Here is a 16,118-nt window from a genome sequence, read left to right on the forward strand (position 1 = left end):
ACCTTTATAGAGACAGACATTGCCGCAATTTTTGTCAATTGTTTGCGATCTGAAGCGAACTAATCAATTAAATCTTTTGCCAGATAAGGATTGAGTCGATTTATGCTCCCCTATCGAACCATACCAAGTCCCGAAGAGCCAAGATTCTTTTCCTCGAAACTTAACCTGTGCGACTAAATCGCTTTCATATCTTTCTCCTTCCGTGACATCGGTAAATACTTCTTTGTCTAAAAAAGTAATCGAGTTTCTATCTAAATAATCCATCAATTGAGGAAAAAATAACTCGATAAATTCGACAAAAAAGGTGGAGATTAACTCTTTAAATAAGCGGTCATGGTCAATATTATTAGTCATGTAATGTCATCTTAACTAATCTGAGGGATGAATGACTACTCTTCTCTATTATATTCTGAAAAGTCGGTTTTGGCAACATATTGTTATGACCTCACCCCCTTAACCTACGAAAAGAGGGGGATGCTTCCCGCAAAAAAACCCACAGAAAACGGGTTTCTTCAAGAAACCCGTTTTCTAGAGAGTTTAAAGATTAATTGGTGGATTTAAAGAGTGGTTTTCCTTCTGGTAATCGCCTAATTTTCCCCGACTCATCCCGTTCTACTTCTGCAAAAACATAATTGCCATTACTATCTTGCTTTAAGCATAATTTCCCATCTATTTGTTCATAAACAGGTGGACAAAATTGAGGGATTCCTCCAAATTCTACTACCTCACCCCCTAGCTCTTGTAAGATAGGACATAAGATGAGATTTTCTGCCTCATCAAAGACGAAATTATGAGTATTCGGATCTCGTAAAGGGAGAGGATAAATCGGTAAACCCATCGAACTCGTCAAAGCCTTTCCTGCTGCATCCCTAACTGGCTCTAAAAAAATTGGTTTTCCTTGAGAATTCTTGACAATTTCTTGAGTTTTTACATCCCTTAAAACAATTGTTCCAGTCGGTATAACTTCCTTTTCTATTAGCCTTAAATGAGCCGGGTGTAAATTCGGTAAATTCTTCTCCGATATGTTAAAATGTTTTGTATATTGAATCGCTGCTTTAACAAAGCCCAAGCGTTCTAATAATACCTGAATCCCTTGTTGATCTATACTGATTAATAAGTCAATATCGCTAACCTTTAGTTCTTCCGCTTTAGCAATCGCCGCTTTAATCAACAAATTAATCGTGTCCGGTTTGCGGTGCTTTTCTTTAACATACATCCCCAAAACTGCACCCACACGACGGGGAATGAAAGGATTTTCCCACATTTCCAAAGCAGAAATCTGGGGAGGTGGGGTCTCATCATAAACATAAGTAAAGAGAAACCCGACGATTTGCTGCTCATATTCCAAGACAAAACCGAAAGATAGAGGTTTTTTAAGCTGATACCCCACATATCCTTCATAGTCAAAATCAGGTTTCAGATTGATCGAGGGATCAGCTTCCGATCGCCTTTGAGCAAAATCTCGCCAAAGAGGAGCGATCGCTATTGCATCTTCAGGTCTAGCTAGTCGTTGATGATACATAGTTTTGCCAAGATTATGCTTGTTTTCCATACTATATTCTGACAAGTCTGCTTTGGCAACAGATAATTAGTCACTGATAAATGATAACTGGTAACTGGTAGCTGATAACTGAACAGAGTTTGTCAGCGAAACGTTTTTTTGTCTTAGCTGAAGCGGTAATCCGTTTAAGTTATTTTTCTAGGGATTCGGGAATTTTTGTCCAATCAATTAATTGGTGAACTTCGGGAAAGAAGAAGCATAAAAACGCTTCAAAATACTCACTTAATGCTTCTTTCCAGGGTTCATCATAATTGGCGGTTGTTTGGTTCATGAGCTGCCTAACGCACCCTACGTTTTCTGCCTCCCTGGGAGTGAAGTATAACTTGATTTGGTCTTGACTCCTGACAACCGACTCCCCAAAACAAAAACTTCCTATCTCACCATTAAGATAACTGCTCTAGCAACGCTGTGCAGAAGAGCCAGAAATTAATTCTCCACTAACCGATCACAAAAAAAACTGGAGCGAGCGCTTTTCGCCACCCCAGTGCTGTCACGGAATTCAATTCTGTATCTAAATTAACACATTATTGGTAGCAAGCATGATTAAGGAAATTGGAAATTTTTCCCAAAGGGGTTTCCAAAGGCTGTAACCTTGACTGACAGGGGATTTCCGGCCTGATAAGGCCAAAGTTTTTGTAGTCTATCCTCGAAAATTAAACTTCGGCACTGAGATGTTCCCCCAGATGAACGGTTTTCACCCATTTTAAACGTTTAGGACGCAAAGCCATCCGCAGGCTGACACTGGGAATAATAATAAACCAGTGCATCATATAAATCATGCCGCGAATGGTTTGAGCAAGGATGTCTAAACCGAGAGCAAAAGTGAATTTTTTACCCGTATTGACTCGGATTAATCCTGTCACCATCCCCCAAACAGAAAGGGAAAGAGCCAAACCAGTTAAAGGAGTTAAAATCGGAGCTTGATGCTGGGTAATTGTGATTAAAAGATCGGGAATAGCGGCCGCAGGTAAGATATATTGAACGAGCAAAAAAGCAATTAAATCAAACTTTTTCGGCCAAGGCATGGGAGACTTTAAAATCGCTTTCCAATAGTCGAGATAACGCTGAAAACCACCTTCGGCCCAACGATTGCGCTGATGCCATAAAGCGATCGCAGTTGTCACCCCTTCTTCCGCTACTGCGGGAAAATTTAAGACATTAATTTTCCAATTATCGATATGGAGACGAATAGTTAAATCAAGATCGTCGGTGATCGTTTGTTCATTCCAACCCCCGCAACGATTTAAGGCACTACGACGGACAAATTGACCATTTCCGCGCAATTCTCCGATCCCTCCCACTGCGATCCGTTGCTGTTGGAAACAGCTATCAAAGATCATTTCTACCGCTTGTCCTTTTGTCCAGAAGTTTTCGGCGGCATTGGCGATCGCTTTTCGCACCTGTACCGCACCCACTTCTCGATCGTCGAACATTGGGACTACATGACGCAGTAAATCGGAGGATAATCCCGCATCCGCATCAAATACGCCGATAATTTCCCCGTTAGTCAGGGATAAAACCTGATTCAAGGCGCCGGATTTGCCACCTCCAGCATTAGCAGGACGATGGAGAATTTTTAATTGGGGATATTCTAAAGCAAGGCGATCGAGAATCGCCCCCGTGTTATCGGTACTATAGTCATCGACGATCCAAACTTCTAACTTATCTTGGGGATAGTCTAGATGACAGAGATAATTAACCAGCTTCGTGATTACGGTTTCTTCATTTTTGGCCGCTACTAAGAGAGACACCCTGGGGACAGAGGCTAAATCCTGATCTGATAAAGGAATTGGCGGCGTTTCCGGTTTCGTGAACAGCAGCCGCAAAGCTTGCCCCGATAGTACCATAGTTAAGGCGATAATTGCCCAATAACCCCAACTCAGCCAATGAAGTCCGATAATTATTGTCCAGATCGCCATGAGGCTAAAAGCCGCTTTCTGTCTGCGTCCCGATCGGCCTTGAAAAATTTCGCTCCTAAATTCGTCCTCCTCATCTTCGGGATCGGACCAGTCAGATAGGAGGGAACCAATCGGGTCTAATTCTTCGTTATCATCCTCTCGCGACCAATAATTTTCTGCCATAATCGACTCAGGTTAAGTAACTGTTCAAATAGAAGCTTATTTCTTGCTTTATCTTACCGAAAATTGTTAAAATTTTTAACGGAATCTTAAGTTTTTTCGGGAAAGAAACCCCAGTTTTTCAGGCTATTGGTTCTTTTTACCCGATAAATGCGCTTTTTTGGCTAAGATTACTTTGTTTACATTCGTTGAGAAAATTTAACATTTATCCCCTATGTCAAACCTGCTCCTCTGTGTCGGACTGATTTGTGGCTCAATTATTTGGGTGGAGATCGTGCGTGATTGCTATCATGCTCTGGCCCACCATTGGCAGCCCCTTTATCGTCTGCACGTCTGGCATCATCGGGTTTTTCGTCCCGATCTGTCGGTAATGAGCGAGGAAATTTATCGTCGGGCCCACTGGTACAATGATGTACCGGAGGCCTTGGTCATGTTGGCTGCCAGTGTTTTACCTGTACTATTGGCCTACTCTTGGGGGTTCGATCGCCCTTGGTTGGGTTGGTTAGGTTCCCTTTATACTTTGGCTTTTCTCAGTACGGCGATCGGTCGAGGTTTAGGTATCGCCAATCTGGACGAATTAACCGATTTAACCCATCGTCCGGGGCAATTTGAGAGTTTACCCGCTCAATGGCGCGTTAATCGTACCTACCACTGGCGACACCATTTTGATAACCAAAAGGCTTATTATTGTGGAACTTTCACCTTTATGGATAAATTGATGGGGACGGCACTTTCTCTCAAGGGCAAAACGATCGCCATTACCGGAGCGAATGGAACTTTAGGGCGATCGCTGTTAAAGTACCTACAACTGAAAGGAGCCAAGGTGATTGCGCTCACTTCCGGGGAAAATGCGATCGCTATTGAAATTAACGGCGAATTAGTACCTGTAAAAACCGTAAAATGGCAAATCGGTGAAGAAACGCAACTTGAGGACCTATTTAAGTCTGTAGATATACTGATTTTAAATCATGGCGTTAATGTCCACGGCCAAAGAACCCCAGAAGCGATCGAATTAGCCTACGAAGTGAATACTTTTTCCGTCTGGCGTTTAATGGAATTATTCTTCAAAACTGTCCGCACTAACGAGGAAATTGCCCGCAAGGAAGTCTGGGTGAATACCTCGGAAGCGGAGGTTAATCCTGCCTTTAGTCCCCTCTACGAACTCAGTAAACGAGCGATCGGTGATATGATTACCCTGCGTCGTTTAGATGCCCCCTGTGTGGTAAGAAAGCTAATTCTTGGCCCTTTTAAGAGTAATTTAAATCCTGTGGGTATTATGTCCGCCGATTGGGTGGCTCAACAGATTATCAAGGCGGTACAAAGGGATAGCCGCAACATTATTATTACTATTAATCCCTTGACTTTTATCACCTTTCCAATTAAAGAATTTTCTGTTTCTACCTACTTAAAACTATTTACTCGTTCCCCAAAAAATCGGGAAAATCCCTAACTATTTATCCTTAATCGGGGATCAAGACTATTTTTCCTCGCACTCTTTCCGATTCACTATAATTATGAGCTTCTATCACCTGGGAAAAAGTATAGGTGCGATCGATTCTAACAGTTAATTTACCCGATTCGATCGCTTCTTTGAGAAATTGCCAGTCAGACGCTTGTGCTTGAGCAAAAAATATCAGTTTCCCTTTTTGGGGCAACCAAGCAGTGAGATAATTTAAAAGGATAATTTCGGGATTTGGTAGGGTGGTTATATAGATGCCTTGGGGTTTTAACAGCTGACGACAGTGCCAAAAAGAAGACTTAGCCACAGCATCGAAGATTATATCATATTTCTGCTCAGTTTTTCTCCAATCTTCTTGGGTATAATCTATAACTTTATCTGCTCCTAAAGAGGTGACATAATCGATATTTTTACTACTACAAACTCCATCTACTTCTGCGGAGAAAATTTTTCCTATCTGCACAGCAAAACTACCCACTCCTCCCGATGCACCATTAACTAAAATCCGATTTCCTGCTTGAATATTGCCAAAATCTCGCAACACTTGCAAAGCGGTAGAAGCAGCCAAAGGAGTGGCAGCAGCTTCAATAAAACTCTGATTATGGGGTTTTTTAACTAATAGGGAAGCGGGAATGATTGCATATTCAGCATAGGTTTTACCCGGTAATTGATTGAGAAAACCAAAAACCTCATCTCCGATCTGGAATTGTTCCACCTGACTGCCTTTTTCAACGATAATTCCCCCATAATCAAAACCTAATTGCAGGGGAAATTTATTACCTGTGGCTATTTTGAGCATTCCCCGACGAATCTTCCAATCAATCGGATTAATTCCCGCTGCCATAATCTTAATTAAGACTTCTTTTCCTTGGGGAATTGGCTTTTTTATGTCTGTGTATTCGAGAACATTACTATCGCCATAGCGATTAATGATAATAGCTTTCATAATTAAGAAAAAAGTTGATAAAATAGTAAGGGAGCAAAAGTAATTACCAAGAGAACAAAAATCCAAACTCGTCCCGCTAAAAGATTATAATCTTGACCTAATCTTGACCAAGAGTGACCGGCAATAAAATGGCCGAACAGAAATTCAAAACCCACTGTTAATACTAACCAAATTAAACCGATAGTAATTGCTTGACCAGACGATTCTAGACCCCAAAAATAGACAAGAGTGCCAATATAAAGACTAAAAAAGAGGATTCCTGTCAGGGTAGAAATTTGATGAGCGCGCAGTTCATCGAGATATTTTCCGTAGGTGCTTTCCCTGAGAATACCGTTACTAATTCCTATTACAATCATCGGGAGCCATGGGACAATGTAGCGACTAATCATAAGTTGTTGGTTTAGAACTCGCTCTAATTGGATTATAGCTATATTTGGCTGATAACTTGAGATATTTTGATAAAAATTAATATTGTTACTTGCCTAAATTTTCAGCAAGATAATCAACTAGCTTTTTCACTGTTGTAAATTCTTGGCATTTTTCGTCTGAAAGTTCAAGATCGAATTCTTCTTCTAAAGCCATGATTAATTCAACTGTATCAAGTTCATCTCCTCCCCAATTTGAGACTAATAAACCATTACTACAAGAACCATAAGAACTATAAAAGCTAGAAGAACTATAACAACTATAAGAACTATAACTACCGACGTTTTCCTTAGATTGTAAATAAAATAGTTCATCATCAATATGTATCTCAGACTTTTCCACCTCTAATTGATCACTAATTATCTCTTGAACTTTGATGAAAATTGCTAATTTTCGTTCATTGTCTTGTGACGTTATTTTATCGGTATCATCATTTTTTTTATCGTTAATAACAGCATTAGCTTTTTGTTCTGCTATTTTAATAGCTTTCTCTTCATTGATTCTCCTTGATTCCAATAGACTGGATTGACTGAAAAATAACTGATATCTCATAACTTCAATTCTAGAATTAATTAAGTTTCGTATTATATGAAATTCTACTTTATGACCACTTTCCTTGTAAATTCTTGTGGCTAAATCCCAAACAATCTGATCGCGGTTTGCTTCTAGCTGATTTAATTTTTCTTCACTCAGAGATACCATATCATCCAAATACTGATTGATCATCATTGCCAGAATTTGCATCTCATAATTTTTGCTATCTTCATTCATTTGATTAGAGCCTCTGCTGCAAAAAATTTCAACCGTATTATATCTCAAGATAAATACTTTTCTAAAAAATCTAGGGGTGCATCTCACATTTGCAGAAATACCGACAATCAGCAATTATCAGCGACTCTTAGATGATTACAAATGTATCAGCATCTGTCTGTAAGCATCCCACCGAAAAGCTAATGCGCTCCGGGGTTTGGGTAGGGTTGATTCATGAATCAACCCTACCTTGAATCAACCCTACCTTGAATCAACCCTACCTTGAATCAACCCTAGGGTATCGTCTCGGAGTCTCCCCAAATTGTTAATTTTTTTGGGGATTTAGCTACATTATCCGAAAAATGTCACACTAGAGGTAGGGGATCATCAGCGATCGATCATCAGCTTTCAGCAATTTTTGACTATTTCCCCGGGTATTGCTGGCAGCCGGTGGGAAAAAAGATTAACTTCAACCCTGACGTTATCTGCTATCGAGGAGGCTAATTCTATGGATAATACGGAAACAATCTCAGTCGATCGAGATACCAACAAACTCTATAATAAAATTCTCGTGGCTGTGGATTATCAAGATCCCACTCCAGAGGTATTGAATGCGGCTATTCTCTTAGCGAAAACCTACGCTAGTGAGTTGCGAATTGTTTATAGTCTGTCTCAACCTTTGACTCCCTACACGGAAACTTTTATTTACGGTAATCTGATCGGTTATGGTGGCGGTTATCCCCCCGATATGATCGCCTTAGAACAACAAATCACCGAAGAAATGCAAGCGGAATTACAAGCTTGGTTAAACGGTTTAGTCGATCGAGCTAAGGAAGATAATATCACGGCCCAGGCTGATTATTATATCGGTGATCCGGGGCAGAAAATTTGTCAAGTTGCCCAGCAAGAGGGGATAGATTTAATTATTGTTGGTCGTCACGGTCGATCGGGTTTATCTGAGTTAATCTTAGGTAGTGTCAGTAATTATGTGGTGCATCATGCTCCCTGTTCAGTTTTGGTGGTACACATCACTCATTAATTAGAAAGGGTTGAAATCCATTTTTTGCTGTCCATTGAATCGCTCCATCTCTCCCAGTCCAGTAAGTCTTAATCCGGGCCTTTCTCAGTTGATTTCTGGCATTACGGGAGAGATTGGTAGTGACAGCGATCGCTGTTTGAGGTCGAATGGACTCTAACCATTGTTTATCTAGATTGCTTCCCTGCCATAATAACACTAGGGGGCTGAATTCTTGGGATAAATTAACGGGATTTTTCGGGTTGATAATCCAGAGCCAAGATTGATTTTTTACCTGAAATTTAAATAAATTTTTCTCGAGCAATTGTCCAGTAATTTCGCCGAGATTAAATTTTTCTAACTGGGATAAAGTAATAGTTTTTTTGATTGGTATGTCCTCACTGATAGTTGAGAATTGCGCCGAACTATTGACGGTTATTGCTCCTTGTATTTGATTAATTCCCTCCTGTCGCAAAAAAGGTAAAACTGTATAACGTGCTGTTGCGGGTTCCTCCCCATTAATTAAGAGAGTATTTCCTCGATTTTGAATAATGATTACCGGTTGCGATTTGGTGGCTAAAACTGTCACCTGAGTTAAAGTTAAATGCTGATAAATAATCGGTATTAAAATTAAAGTGAGGATAAATAAACCGATTAAATGCCACCGTTGACGAAACCAGATATTAAAGCATATTAAGGTAAGGCAAATATAAATAATTAACATCACTCCTAAGGATAATTTACCTGTGGAGTAGGTACTAAAAGGAAGCAGACTAAAAAAGTTGGTAATTTGCAGTAATAACTCTAGAGGGTAATAGAGAATACTAGCACCGATACTGCCCAAAGGGGGATAAATTAAGCCTAAAAAGGCAGTAAAAACTCCTCCTAAACTAATCAGGGTAACTAGGGGAGTTGTGATAATATTAATGGGGATATTATAAAGAGCGATCGAGTTAAACGTAAACATTAATAAAGGCATAGTCCAGAGAGTGGCAGCTAGACTAATAGCTATAGGTTCAGCGATTAAATTAGGAAAATAGTCAATTTTATTTTTCAGTAAGGGAACGGTAATAATTAATCCCAAAGTCGCTAAAAAACTTAACTGAAATCCTAAATCCCAAATCCAGAGAGGTTGCCATAATAATAGAATTGTAGCCGCTAGTAACAGGGAGCCTAAACTATTAACTTGTCGATTATAAAGCAGACCGATTAATGCACCAATTCCCATCAAAATCGCCCGCAGAACTGAAGGTTGTAACCCTGTTAAAGTGCCGTAAATTATTAAGATAGTAACGGCAATAGTGAACTGTTTTTTAGGGGATAAATTGCGAGTAATAGTTAAAACAAATCCCAACAAAATAGACACATGAAAGCCAGAAGCTGCTAAAATGTGAGCCAATCCAGTTTTAATAAATAAATCAGTGATTTTTGCTGGCAAATTAACCGCTTGTCGTCCGAGGGTAATCGAACTTAATAAAGTCCCTTTTTCTTGGCCTAGTCCTTGAATTTGTGCCTCAACAATGCGCTGACGAATCTGCCAAACTCCCCAAGTCGGTGATTTTTTATCGATAATTATTTCCCCTTTTAAACCAGCAAAAGCACCCTGACGCGCTAGATAATTAGCAAAGTCAAAAGCATTGGGATTATTGGCACGACGGGGACGATAGAGTAATCCTTTAACTGTTATTTCTTGTCCAGGATAAACCTGATTTTCTGCTAGATTTGGTAGAGTAACGTAGAGTTTACCCTCGGATTTTTCTGTCGGTAAATTCTTAAGGCTAAATTCTTTTACTTCTAACCAAAATTGTAAATTTTCTCGGCGATTGAGACGAATTTCTGATATAATACTGCCCGTGATTTTAATAGAGTTAACCACATTATTTTTTAAAAGATGACTGATATCGTTTGCGCTGGGGTAAGGAGTGCGAATTTCTAGATAAACAACGGCAAAGATAGCTATTAATCCCGCTATCAGCCAAATTTTTTGCGGGGGACTTTGCCACCAAAAACGACGGATAAAAGTTGTGGTTAACAGGGTAATTAGACTGATAATAACAATTCTAATTACCACTTCTTGCCATCGGTTTAACTGGGGACTAAAATCTAGCAGACCTGTAGATAATAATCCCAAAATATAGGCTAAACCAAGAATAACGCTATTAGGGCGATTCATAGAAATTTTTGTCAAAGAATTTCAGAATTAGAGAGCATTATTTTTACCTAAGTATCAGCGAAAATCGAGATTAAAAAGTAACTTAGCATAAACACTATGGGGATCGTTAAATGTAGGTAACTTCAATAATTCCTGCTGAAAATTTTGCCATTCCTGCGTCAAAGGGTGATTATTTTTAGTGAGAGGAGGAAGATAGGTTTGCAAGAAATTAGAGAGGAGTTCTTCTTGCCAACTTTGCGAGCGAGGATATTCTTTAAGACTCCAATCATCTCCTAATTTAGCTGTTTTGGCTGCGTATTGTACTGCCGCTTCTAGACCACCAATTTGATCAACTAAACCAATTTTAACCGCATCTTTTCCCGTCCAGACGCGACCTTGGGCCACAGTTCTAACCCTGTCTGGGGATAATTTTCGCCCCTTGGCTACCGTCTCGATAAATAAATCATAGAACCGATTAACTGCCGCTTGATAAATTTCTAATTCTTGGGGATTTTTCGGTCTGGTAATAGTAGATATATCGGCCAATTTTCCAGTTTTCACCGTATCCCAATCGATGCCATTATTATTAGCAATCTTCTGGATATTTAACAATAATCCAAACACACCGATCGAACCAGTAATTGTATCATTATCGGCAAAAATTCTTTGACCCCCCATGGCGATCCAATAACCCCCAGAAGCTGCCACATCACCCATAGAAATAATTACTGGTTTTTTCGCATCTAAACGCTTAATTTCCCGCAGAATCACCTCAGAAGCGGTGGCACTTCCCCCCGGACTATTAATCCGCAAAACTACCGCTTTCACCTCCTCCTTCCCTTGTAATTTTCGCAGTTCCTTCGCCAATTTATCCCCACCGATTTCGCCTCTATCTCCCTGACCTTCTACGATTGTCCCTTCTGCATAAACTATCGCTATTTGATTGCTACTATCTTCCTCCTCATCGAGAGAACTAGCATAATTAGCTAAAGAAATTTGCGAAAAAGAGCTAGAATTTTCCTCCTCATTAGTTTTATTTTTTGCTTCTCCTGTCAACTCTTTAGCTAAAACAATTACTCGATCTAAATAGGCCACTTCATCAACAAAACCCGCCTTTTTCGCCGTGGTTGCTTCCAGAATACCTTGAGTATCAGAAATAGTTTGCACCTGTTGGGGGGTTAAATTGCGACTTTTGGCCACTGTGGCACTATAGTTAGACCAAATTGTATCGAGTAGGGTTTGCAGCTGCTGACGATTCTGGACACTTAAATCCTGACGCGTATAGGGTTCCACTGCACCCTTAAAAGAACCCACTTTTACCACTTGCACCCCCACACCATACTTTTCTAGTGCATCGGCAAAAAAGGTTTGTTGACTACTTAAACCATTAATTTCCATTCTCCCCACGGGATTAATAATCACCTTTTCAGCAACGGAAGCGAGATAATATTCCTTTTCCGTCCATTCCATATCGTAGGCGATAATTTTTTTACCCGATTGGCGAAATTTTGCCAAAGCTTGCCGCACTTCCGTCAGGGTAGCATAGCCATATTCACCGATATTGTCGCGACCGTAGAGTAACAGACCGACAATATTATCATCAAGGGTGGCCTTTTCGATCGCTGCTATCACCTGTCGTAAATTTAAAGTGGTCCGACTCTCACTGGTCAAACTATCGGCTAAACTTGAACTAGGGGGAGCATCGCTGATATTGGTGGCTAAGTTAAAAACTAAGACTGATTTTTCCTTAACTGAGGAGCTATCGCTAGAAATAAGGGAAGAAAGCAGTAAAAATGCTAATCCCCCCACACCTAGGGACGAAAATACCAATAATCCCAATAAAGTTCCCAAGCAACTAGCGAAGGTTTGTTTAAAAAACTGTCCCATCGGTTTTCATCTGCTACTAATTATCCTGTTTTCTATTGTAGGGATTCTCCGCCCAGAAACAAGTTTTTTATCTGACTACCTGACACATCTTGGTGAATCACCGACAGGTTAAGACACGGATGCGAGAGAACCAAATTCGGTCAAAGAAATCTTGTTCAGCTGGCTTTGACGTAAAAACTGATTCGAGGGATGAAACCCTTATAGAGAAAGATATTTGGCGATTTTTGTCAATTGTTTTCGCTCTAGAACAAAAGTGGTCTAGATTTTTAACTTCTATCTTTGACATTTTTCTTGACTTGAATATTTTTTGAGAACTTTTTTAGTTTCTCACTTTTTCTGCCCGAAGAGCATAAGTATAAATACTTAAGTTATTTTCATTTTATATGCTACCAGTCATAAGCTGTTGACTATCTAAATTGCTCGTTAAGGCTGCAAGGTAGAAGGGAGCAGGGAGAGGAAGTTTGAGCATTTGTACTAAAATTTTCAATCCGCAGTTTAAATTCAGTACAGCTTACTACAATTGGAAGTGCGGAATGTGGGTTAGAGGTCTATTATTGTCGTGCCTCTATCGGCTGAAAATACCGAGAAAAAACTCTTAAGTTATACTAAAATAATTAATACAGATAGGCATCTTCCCAGACGGTGAAAAGGAATTATTTACCCTTGAAAACCACAGTTAAAGTCAGCACACAAACCCAATTACCCCTACATCTAGTTATCACCCATCCCCAGTATCGTTTTGTCGATTTATTTGCGGGAATCGGTGGTTTTAGAATCGCTTTGGAGAAATTGGGAGGACGTTGTTTAGGCTATTCAGAAATCGATAAACAGGCCATCCAAGTTTATCAACAGAATTTTATTAGCTATCTCAACAGCGATGAAATTGCTTTCGGAGATGTGAGTAAAATTAGCAATTTACCCGATAATCTCGATCTTATTGTCGGCGGCGTTCCCTGTCAACCTTGGTCGGTGGCGGGATGTTTACGGGGATTTGAGGACCCCCGGGGAAAACTCTGGTTTGATGTGATTAAATTAGTCCAGAAAAGTCAACCGAAAAGCTTTATTTTCGAGAATGTCAGTGGGTTAGCTAGTCCTCGCAATCAGGAGAATTTAGAGTTAATTATCGATGAATTAACCAGCTGTGGTTATCAAGTTTACTGGCAGTTATTAAATGCCTACGATTTTGGTTTACCCCAGAATCGCGAGAGAGTTTTTATCGTAGGAATTAGAAAAGATATAGACAACTATGAGCGGTTTAAATTTCCCTTACCTTTGGGTATCCATCCGAAGGTTTTGGATATTTTAGAAGACATCAAGAATATTCAACCTGTCGAGAAAGTTAAGTTATCCGCAGATACTTTATTTAATGGGTTTGTTCCTCCATCAAGAACTCGTTTTCAAAAAGAAGATGAATTAAATGACTTTTTTATTTTTTCTGATTTAAGAAATGGCCACACAACTATTCATTCTTGGGATATTATCAAAACTACGGAACGACAAAAAAGTATCTGTTTAGCTTTGCTGAAATTAAGACGCAGTAAAAAGTATGGCGAAAAAGATGGTCATCCCGTGGCTTTTTCTGCTTTTTTGGAAATTATACCCGACCTAAAAATCGAGGAACTAAATCAGTTAGTTTCTCTGGGGATTTGTTGGCAAACGCAGCAGGGTAAGTATGAATTTATTAACTCGAAAAATATGACGGGAATTAACGGCATTTATCGGATTATTTTACCGACGGCCGATATTATTCCTACCCTAACCGCTACGGGTGCTAAAGATTATATTGCTACTATTTCAATTACCGCTACTCATCCCCAAGAATACAAACAATTGTTTTTAAAGAAAATCTATAAACCCAAAAAGTTTCGAGAAATTACTCCCCAAGATGCGCGTAAATTACAAGGATTCCCCGATAATTTTATCTATCATCCACAGCCAGCTATTGCCAAAAAACAATTCGGAAACGCTGTTCCTGTACCAGTGGTGGAGGCAGTAGCAAGAAATTTACTAGAAATAATTTTACCAAATTAATTATCTAGATAATTACGAAACTTTTGTCTATACTTGTTGATAAATGCTTGATCTTTTTGAAGATCAATAAAAGCTTCTTTAATTAATGACCAAGTATTGATTTTACCAGAACAAAAATCCCAAAATTCATTTTCAACCCATATATCATGATGTTCCTCTAGAGGATACATTTTATTTCCCTGTGATTGCCACCATGTTTGAGGTAAGAAAGGATTAAAAGGAATAACAATTCTTGTGTGAATACTTGCTAAAGGTTCACGGGACAGCCGATAACAATACCAATCTAACAACTGGTCGCTAAATCTAGAGCCATCTCCCCTATTGGGATGTGTAGCTTTTAAATCAAACACATACTCAATGTTGTCTTTGATTAAATAAATATCTACTCCATGACCAGAAGGAGGATCGATATAATTGAGGTTATTCCTATTTATTTTCTTAGCTACTACTCTAAGTCTTTCAATGCACTCTGTCATGGATATTTTTTGTTCTTTCGATTTTCTGAGACTTTTTAAATTATCGAGTTCACTTCTTAAGTCTTGAGGAAATGGACTAGGTTGTAAAAGTTTTTTATCCTGCTTATATAAAATACGAAATCCATTATCTTTGGCTAAAAAGTTTGCTAATTTTTCCCAGAAAGTAGTTCCCATGCTTGTCGTTAGTCCAGTCATCACAGAACTAATCTGTCTCTCCTCTGGAAATAAATAATCTAAAATATGATGATTCCTAGGTTTGGGTTTTTTAAAATAGTTTTCTATTGAGTTTTTAATTAGCTTTTGAATTTCTATCACTAACTGGTTATTATCCATACTGAATTGCAATTAATCAAATTTATAGATCAGCAAAAAGATCAGCAATAGATATATCAAGTGCTTTGGCTAACTTTTCGATATTTTCTAAAGATACATTACACTTACCAAGTTCAATACTGGAAATATAAGTTCGGTGCAGTTCCGCTTTTTCAGCTAAGATTTCTTGAGATAAGTCAAGTTCTCTTCTGCGTCTTCTGATAGCTTTACCAAAACGATGTTTGATATCTAAGGATTCTTTTTGTGCCACAGATCAATTATCAAGAAAGTGTATGAGACATTTCTACAGATTATAATTCACATTTTGCAGATTATAATTTACATTTTGTCTAAAACATTGGTTCGTTCCTCTGAAAGTACAATTGCTGCTATCGCTTCGACTATCTTTTAACTCTTATTTTCGTAACAACTCGAAAAATGTTTCTTTATCAAGACCAATATCTTGAATCATACCCATGAGAGTACCTTGCTTAATATCTTTTCCTGAATGAATAGGGATCACAACCCTACATCCACCACTATTTTTGTAAATAGCATGGCTACCTTTTTGACGATCCAAATAAAAGCCCAATTTTTCAATAACTTTAATAAACTCCTTGACTTTAACTGCGGGATACTGACTCATATTAAAATATTTAAAGGCTTAAAAATCAAATCTTCTTTGGGAATGGGTTGATGATCAGCTATCAAACTTTCGAGGTACAATTCCATAGCTTCTGTAATATTGACAATCGTTTCTTCAAAAGTGTCTCCTTGAGAATGACAACCTTTAAGCGCAGGACAAAAAGCGTGATAACCACCGTCTGACTCTTTTTCGAGAATAACGGTGTAGTTATAAATTTGTTTGGTATTATCACTCATAACACTATCAGTTGTGGATTTTAAACTATCCTAGTTACACTTAAGAAATGCTGGATAAAACACAAAAATTTTACCTGTCAACCCCTCCACCCCAATTATGTCAAAATTATTTGACCAATAGTTGACATTCGATACATTTTTTA

General features: G+C 38.8%; 14 protein-coding genes and 2 pseudogenes. 3 read left to right on the forward strand and 13 right to left on the reverse strand.

Annotation, left to right across the window (positions count from 1 at the left end; genetic code table 11):
- Positions 1–66: 66 nt before the first annotated feature.
- The 4 genes and pseudogenes from IM515_RS13265 to IM515_RS13280 all read right to left on the reverse strand — a co-directional run.
- Positions 67–354, reverse strand: a pseudogene (locus IM515_RS13265) (flagellar assembly protein H); the annotation flags it as partial.
- Positions 355–544: 190 nt separating this feature from the next.
- A complete protein-coding gene (locus IM515_RS13270) occupies positions 545–1,552 on the reverse strand; it encodes a GNAT family N-acetyltransferase (protein ID WP_002764859.1) in 1,008 nt (335 codons plus the stop codon).
- Between the two features lie 76 nt (positions 1,553–1,628).
- Positions 1,629–1,832 (reverse strand): annotated as a pseudogene (locus IM515_RS13275) (hypothetical protein); the annotation flags it as partial.
- A gap of 382 nt (positions 1,833–2,214) precedes the next feature.
- Positions 2,215–3,642 carry a glycosyltransferase family 2 protein gene (locus tag IM515_RS13280; RefSeq protein ID WP_287628185.1) on the reverse strand — a complete coding sequence of 476 codons (1,428 nt, stop codon included), beginning with the start codon at positions 3,640–3,642 and terminating at the stop codon, positions 2,215–2,217.
- A 211-nt stretch (positions 3,643–3,853) separates the two neighbouring features.
- On the opposite strand from IM515_RS13280, the gene IM515_RS13285 reads away from it, so the two are divergent.
- Complete coding sequence (locus IM515_RS13285) at positions 3,854–5,089, forward strand: bifunctional sterol desaturase/short chain dehydrogenase (protein WP_287628186.1); 1,236 nt, start codon at positions 3,854–3,856, stop codon at positions 5,087–5,089.
- 10 nt (positions 5,090–5,099) lie between these two features.
- On the opposite strand, the gene IM515_RS13290 is transcribed toward IM515_RS13285, so the two are convergent.
- From IM515_RS13290 to IM515_RS13300, 3 genes are all read right to left on the reverse strand, one after another.
- The gene (locus tag IM515_RS13290) at positions 5,100–6,044 is read right to left on the reverse strand and encodes an NAD(P)-dependent alcohol dehydrogenase (RefSeq protein WP_287628187.1); all 945 of its coding nucleotides are present in this window, start codon (positions 6,042–6,044) and stop codon (positions 5,100–5,102) included.
- 2 nt (positions 6,045–6,046) lie between these two features.
- Positions 6,047–6,433: a hypothetical protein gene (locus IM515_RS13295; RefSeq protein WP_287628188.1), complete on the reverse strand. Its 387-nt coding sequence runs from the start codon at positions 6,431–6,433 to the stop codon at positions 6,047–6,049.
- A gap of 85 nt (positions 6,434–6,518) precedes the next feature.
- Positions 6,519–7,241 (reverse strand): acyl carrier protein, encoded by a 723-nt coding sequence (locus IM515_RS13300; RefSeq protein ID WP_287628189.1) that lies wholly within the window; start codon positions 7,239–7,241, stop codon positions 6,519–6,521.
- A 487-nt stretch (positions 7,242–7,728) separates the two neighbouring features.
- Between IM515_RS13300 and IM515_RS13305 the strand changes: the two genes are divergently transcribed.
- Positions 7,729–8,259 carry a universal stress protein gene (locus tag IM515_RS13305; protein WP_287628191.1) on the forward strand — a complete coding sequence of 177 codons (531 nt, stop codon included), beginning with the start codon at positions 7,729–7,731 and terminating at the stop codon, positions 8,257–8,259.
- Here the strand turns inward: IM515_RS13305 and IM515_RS13310 are convergent.
- Together IM515_RS13310 and sppA are read right to left on the reverse strand one after the other, a co-directional pair.
- A complete protein-coding gene (locus tag IM515_RS13310) occupies positions 8,249–10,408 on the reverse strand; it encodes a ComEC/Rec2 family competence protein (RefSeq protein WP_287628209.1) in 2,160 nt (719 codons plus the stop codon). The two genes, IM515_RS13305 and IM515_RS13310, sit on opposite strands and share 11 nt — an antisense overlap.
- 54 nt (positions 10,409–10,462) lie before the next feature.
- Positions 10,463–12,274 (reverse strand): signal peptide peptidase SppA, encoded by a 1,812-nt coding sequence (sppA, locus tag IM515_RS13315; protein WP_287628192.1) that lies wholly within the window; start codon positions 12,272–12,274, stop codon positions 10,463–10,465.
- Positions 12,275–12,937: 663 nt separating this feature from the next.
- On the opposite strand from sppA, the gene dcm reads away from it, so the two are divergent.
- Positions 12,938–14,305, forward strand: coding sequence for a DNA cytosine methyltransferase (dcm, locus tag IM515_RS13320; RefSeq protein WP_287628210.1), 1,368 nt, complete (start codon positions 12,938–12,940; stop codon positions 14,303–14,305).
- On the opposite strand, the gene IM515_RS13325 is transcribed toward dcm, so the two are convergent.
- From IM515_RS13325 to IM515_RS13340, 4 genes are all read right to left on the reverse strand, one after another.
- The gene (locus IM515_RS13325) at positions 14,302–15,114 is read right to left on the reverse strand and encodes a TdeIII family type II restriction endonuclease (RefSeq protein WP_045357158.1); all 813 of its coding nucleotides are present in this window, start codon (positions 15,112–15,114) and stop codon (positions 14,302–14,304) included. The two genes, dcm and IM515_RS13325, sit on opposite strands and share 4 nt — an antisense overlap.
- Positions 15,115–15,136: 22 nt before the next feature.
- On the reverse strand, positions 15,137–15,364 hold the full coding sequence (locus IM515_RS13330; protein WP_008203587.1) for a helix-turn-helix domain-containing protein: 228 nt from the start codon (positions 15,362–15,364) through the stop codon (positions 15,137–15,139).
- Positions 15,365–15,508: 144 nt separating this feature from the next.
- The gene (locus tag IM515_RS13335) at positions 15,509–15,739 is read right to left on the reverse strand and encodes a type II toxin-antitoxin system HicA family toxin (RefSeq protein WP_002744591.1); all 231 of its coding nucleotides are present in this window, start codon (positions 15,737–15,739) and stop codon (positions 15,509–15,511) included.
- Entirely contained in the window at positions 15,736–15,975 is a 240-nt protein-coding gene (locus tag IM515_RS13340) for a type II toxin-antitoxin system HicB family antitoxin (protein ID WP_002732327.1), read from the reverse strand. The genes IM515_RS13335 and IM515_RS13340 overlap by 4 nt, the downstream gene beginning before the upstream one ends.
- Positions 15,976–16,118 lie beyond the last annotated feature (143 nt).

It is taken from the genome of Microcystis sp. M44BS1, assembly GCF_020244875.1.
GTDB classification, from domain to species: domain Bacteria; phylum Cyanobacteriota; class Cyanobacteriia; order Cyanobacteriales; family Microcystaceae; genus Microcystis; species Microcystis panniformis.

Coding starts and splice junctions, on each gene's coding strand:
- IM515_RS13340 (WP_002732327.1), bottom strand. CDS start 15,975: ATGAGTGATAATACCAAACAAATTTATAACTACACCGTTATTCTCGAA.
- IM515_RS13270 (WP_002764859.1), bottom strand. CDS start 1,552: ATGGAAAACAAGCATAATCTTGGCAAAACTATGTATCATCAACGACTA.
- IM515_RS13295 (WP_287628188.1), bottom strand. CDS start 6,433: ATGATTAGTCGCTACATTGTCCCATGGCTCCCGATGATTGTAATAGGA.
- IM515_RS13280 (WP_287628185.1), bottom strand. CDS start 3,642: ATGGCAGAAAATTATTGGTCGCGAGAGGATGATAACGAAGAATTAGAC.
- IM515_RS13335 (WP_002744591.1), bottom strand. CDS start 15,739: ATGAGTCAGTATCCCGCAGTTAAAGTCAAGGAGTTTATTAAAGTTATT.
- sppA (WP_287628192.1), bottom strand. CDS start 12,274: ATGGGACAGTTTTTTAAACAAACCTTCGCTAGTTGCTTGGGAACTTTA.
- IM515_RS13290 (WP_287628187.1), bottom strand. CDS start 6,044: ATGAAAGCTATTATCATTAATCGCTATGGCGATAGTAATGTTCTCGAA.
- IM515_RS13305 (WP_287628191.1), top strand. CDS start 7,729: ATGGATAATACGGAAACAATCTCAGTCGATCGAGATACCAACAAACTC.
- IM515_RS13285 (WP_287628186.1), top strand. CDS start 3,854: ATGTCAAACCTGCTCCTCTGTGTCGGACTGATTTGTGGCTCAATTATT.
- IM515_RS13300 (WP_287628189.1), bottom strand. CDS start 7,241: ATGAATGAAGATAGCAAAAATTATGAGATGCAAATTCTGGCAATGATG.
- IM515_RS13325 (WP_045357158.1), bottom strand. CDS start 15,114: ATGGATAATAACCAGTTAGTGATAGAAATTCAAAAGCTAATTAAAAAC.
- IM515_RS13310 (WP_287628209.1), bottom strand. CDS start 10,408: ATGAATCGCCCTAATAGCGTTATTCTTGGTTTAGCCTATATTTTGGGA.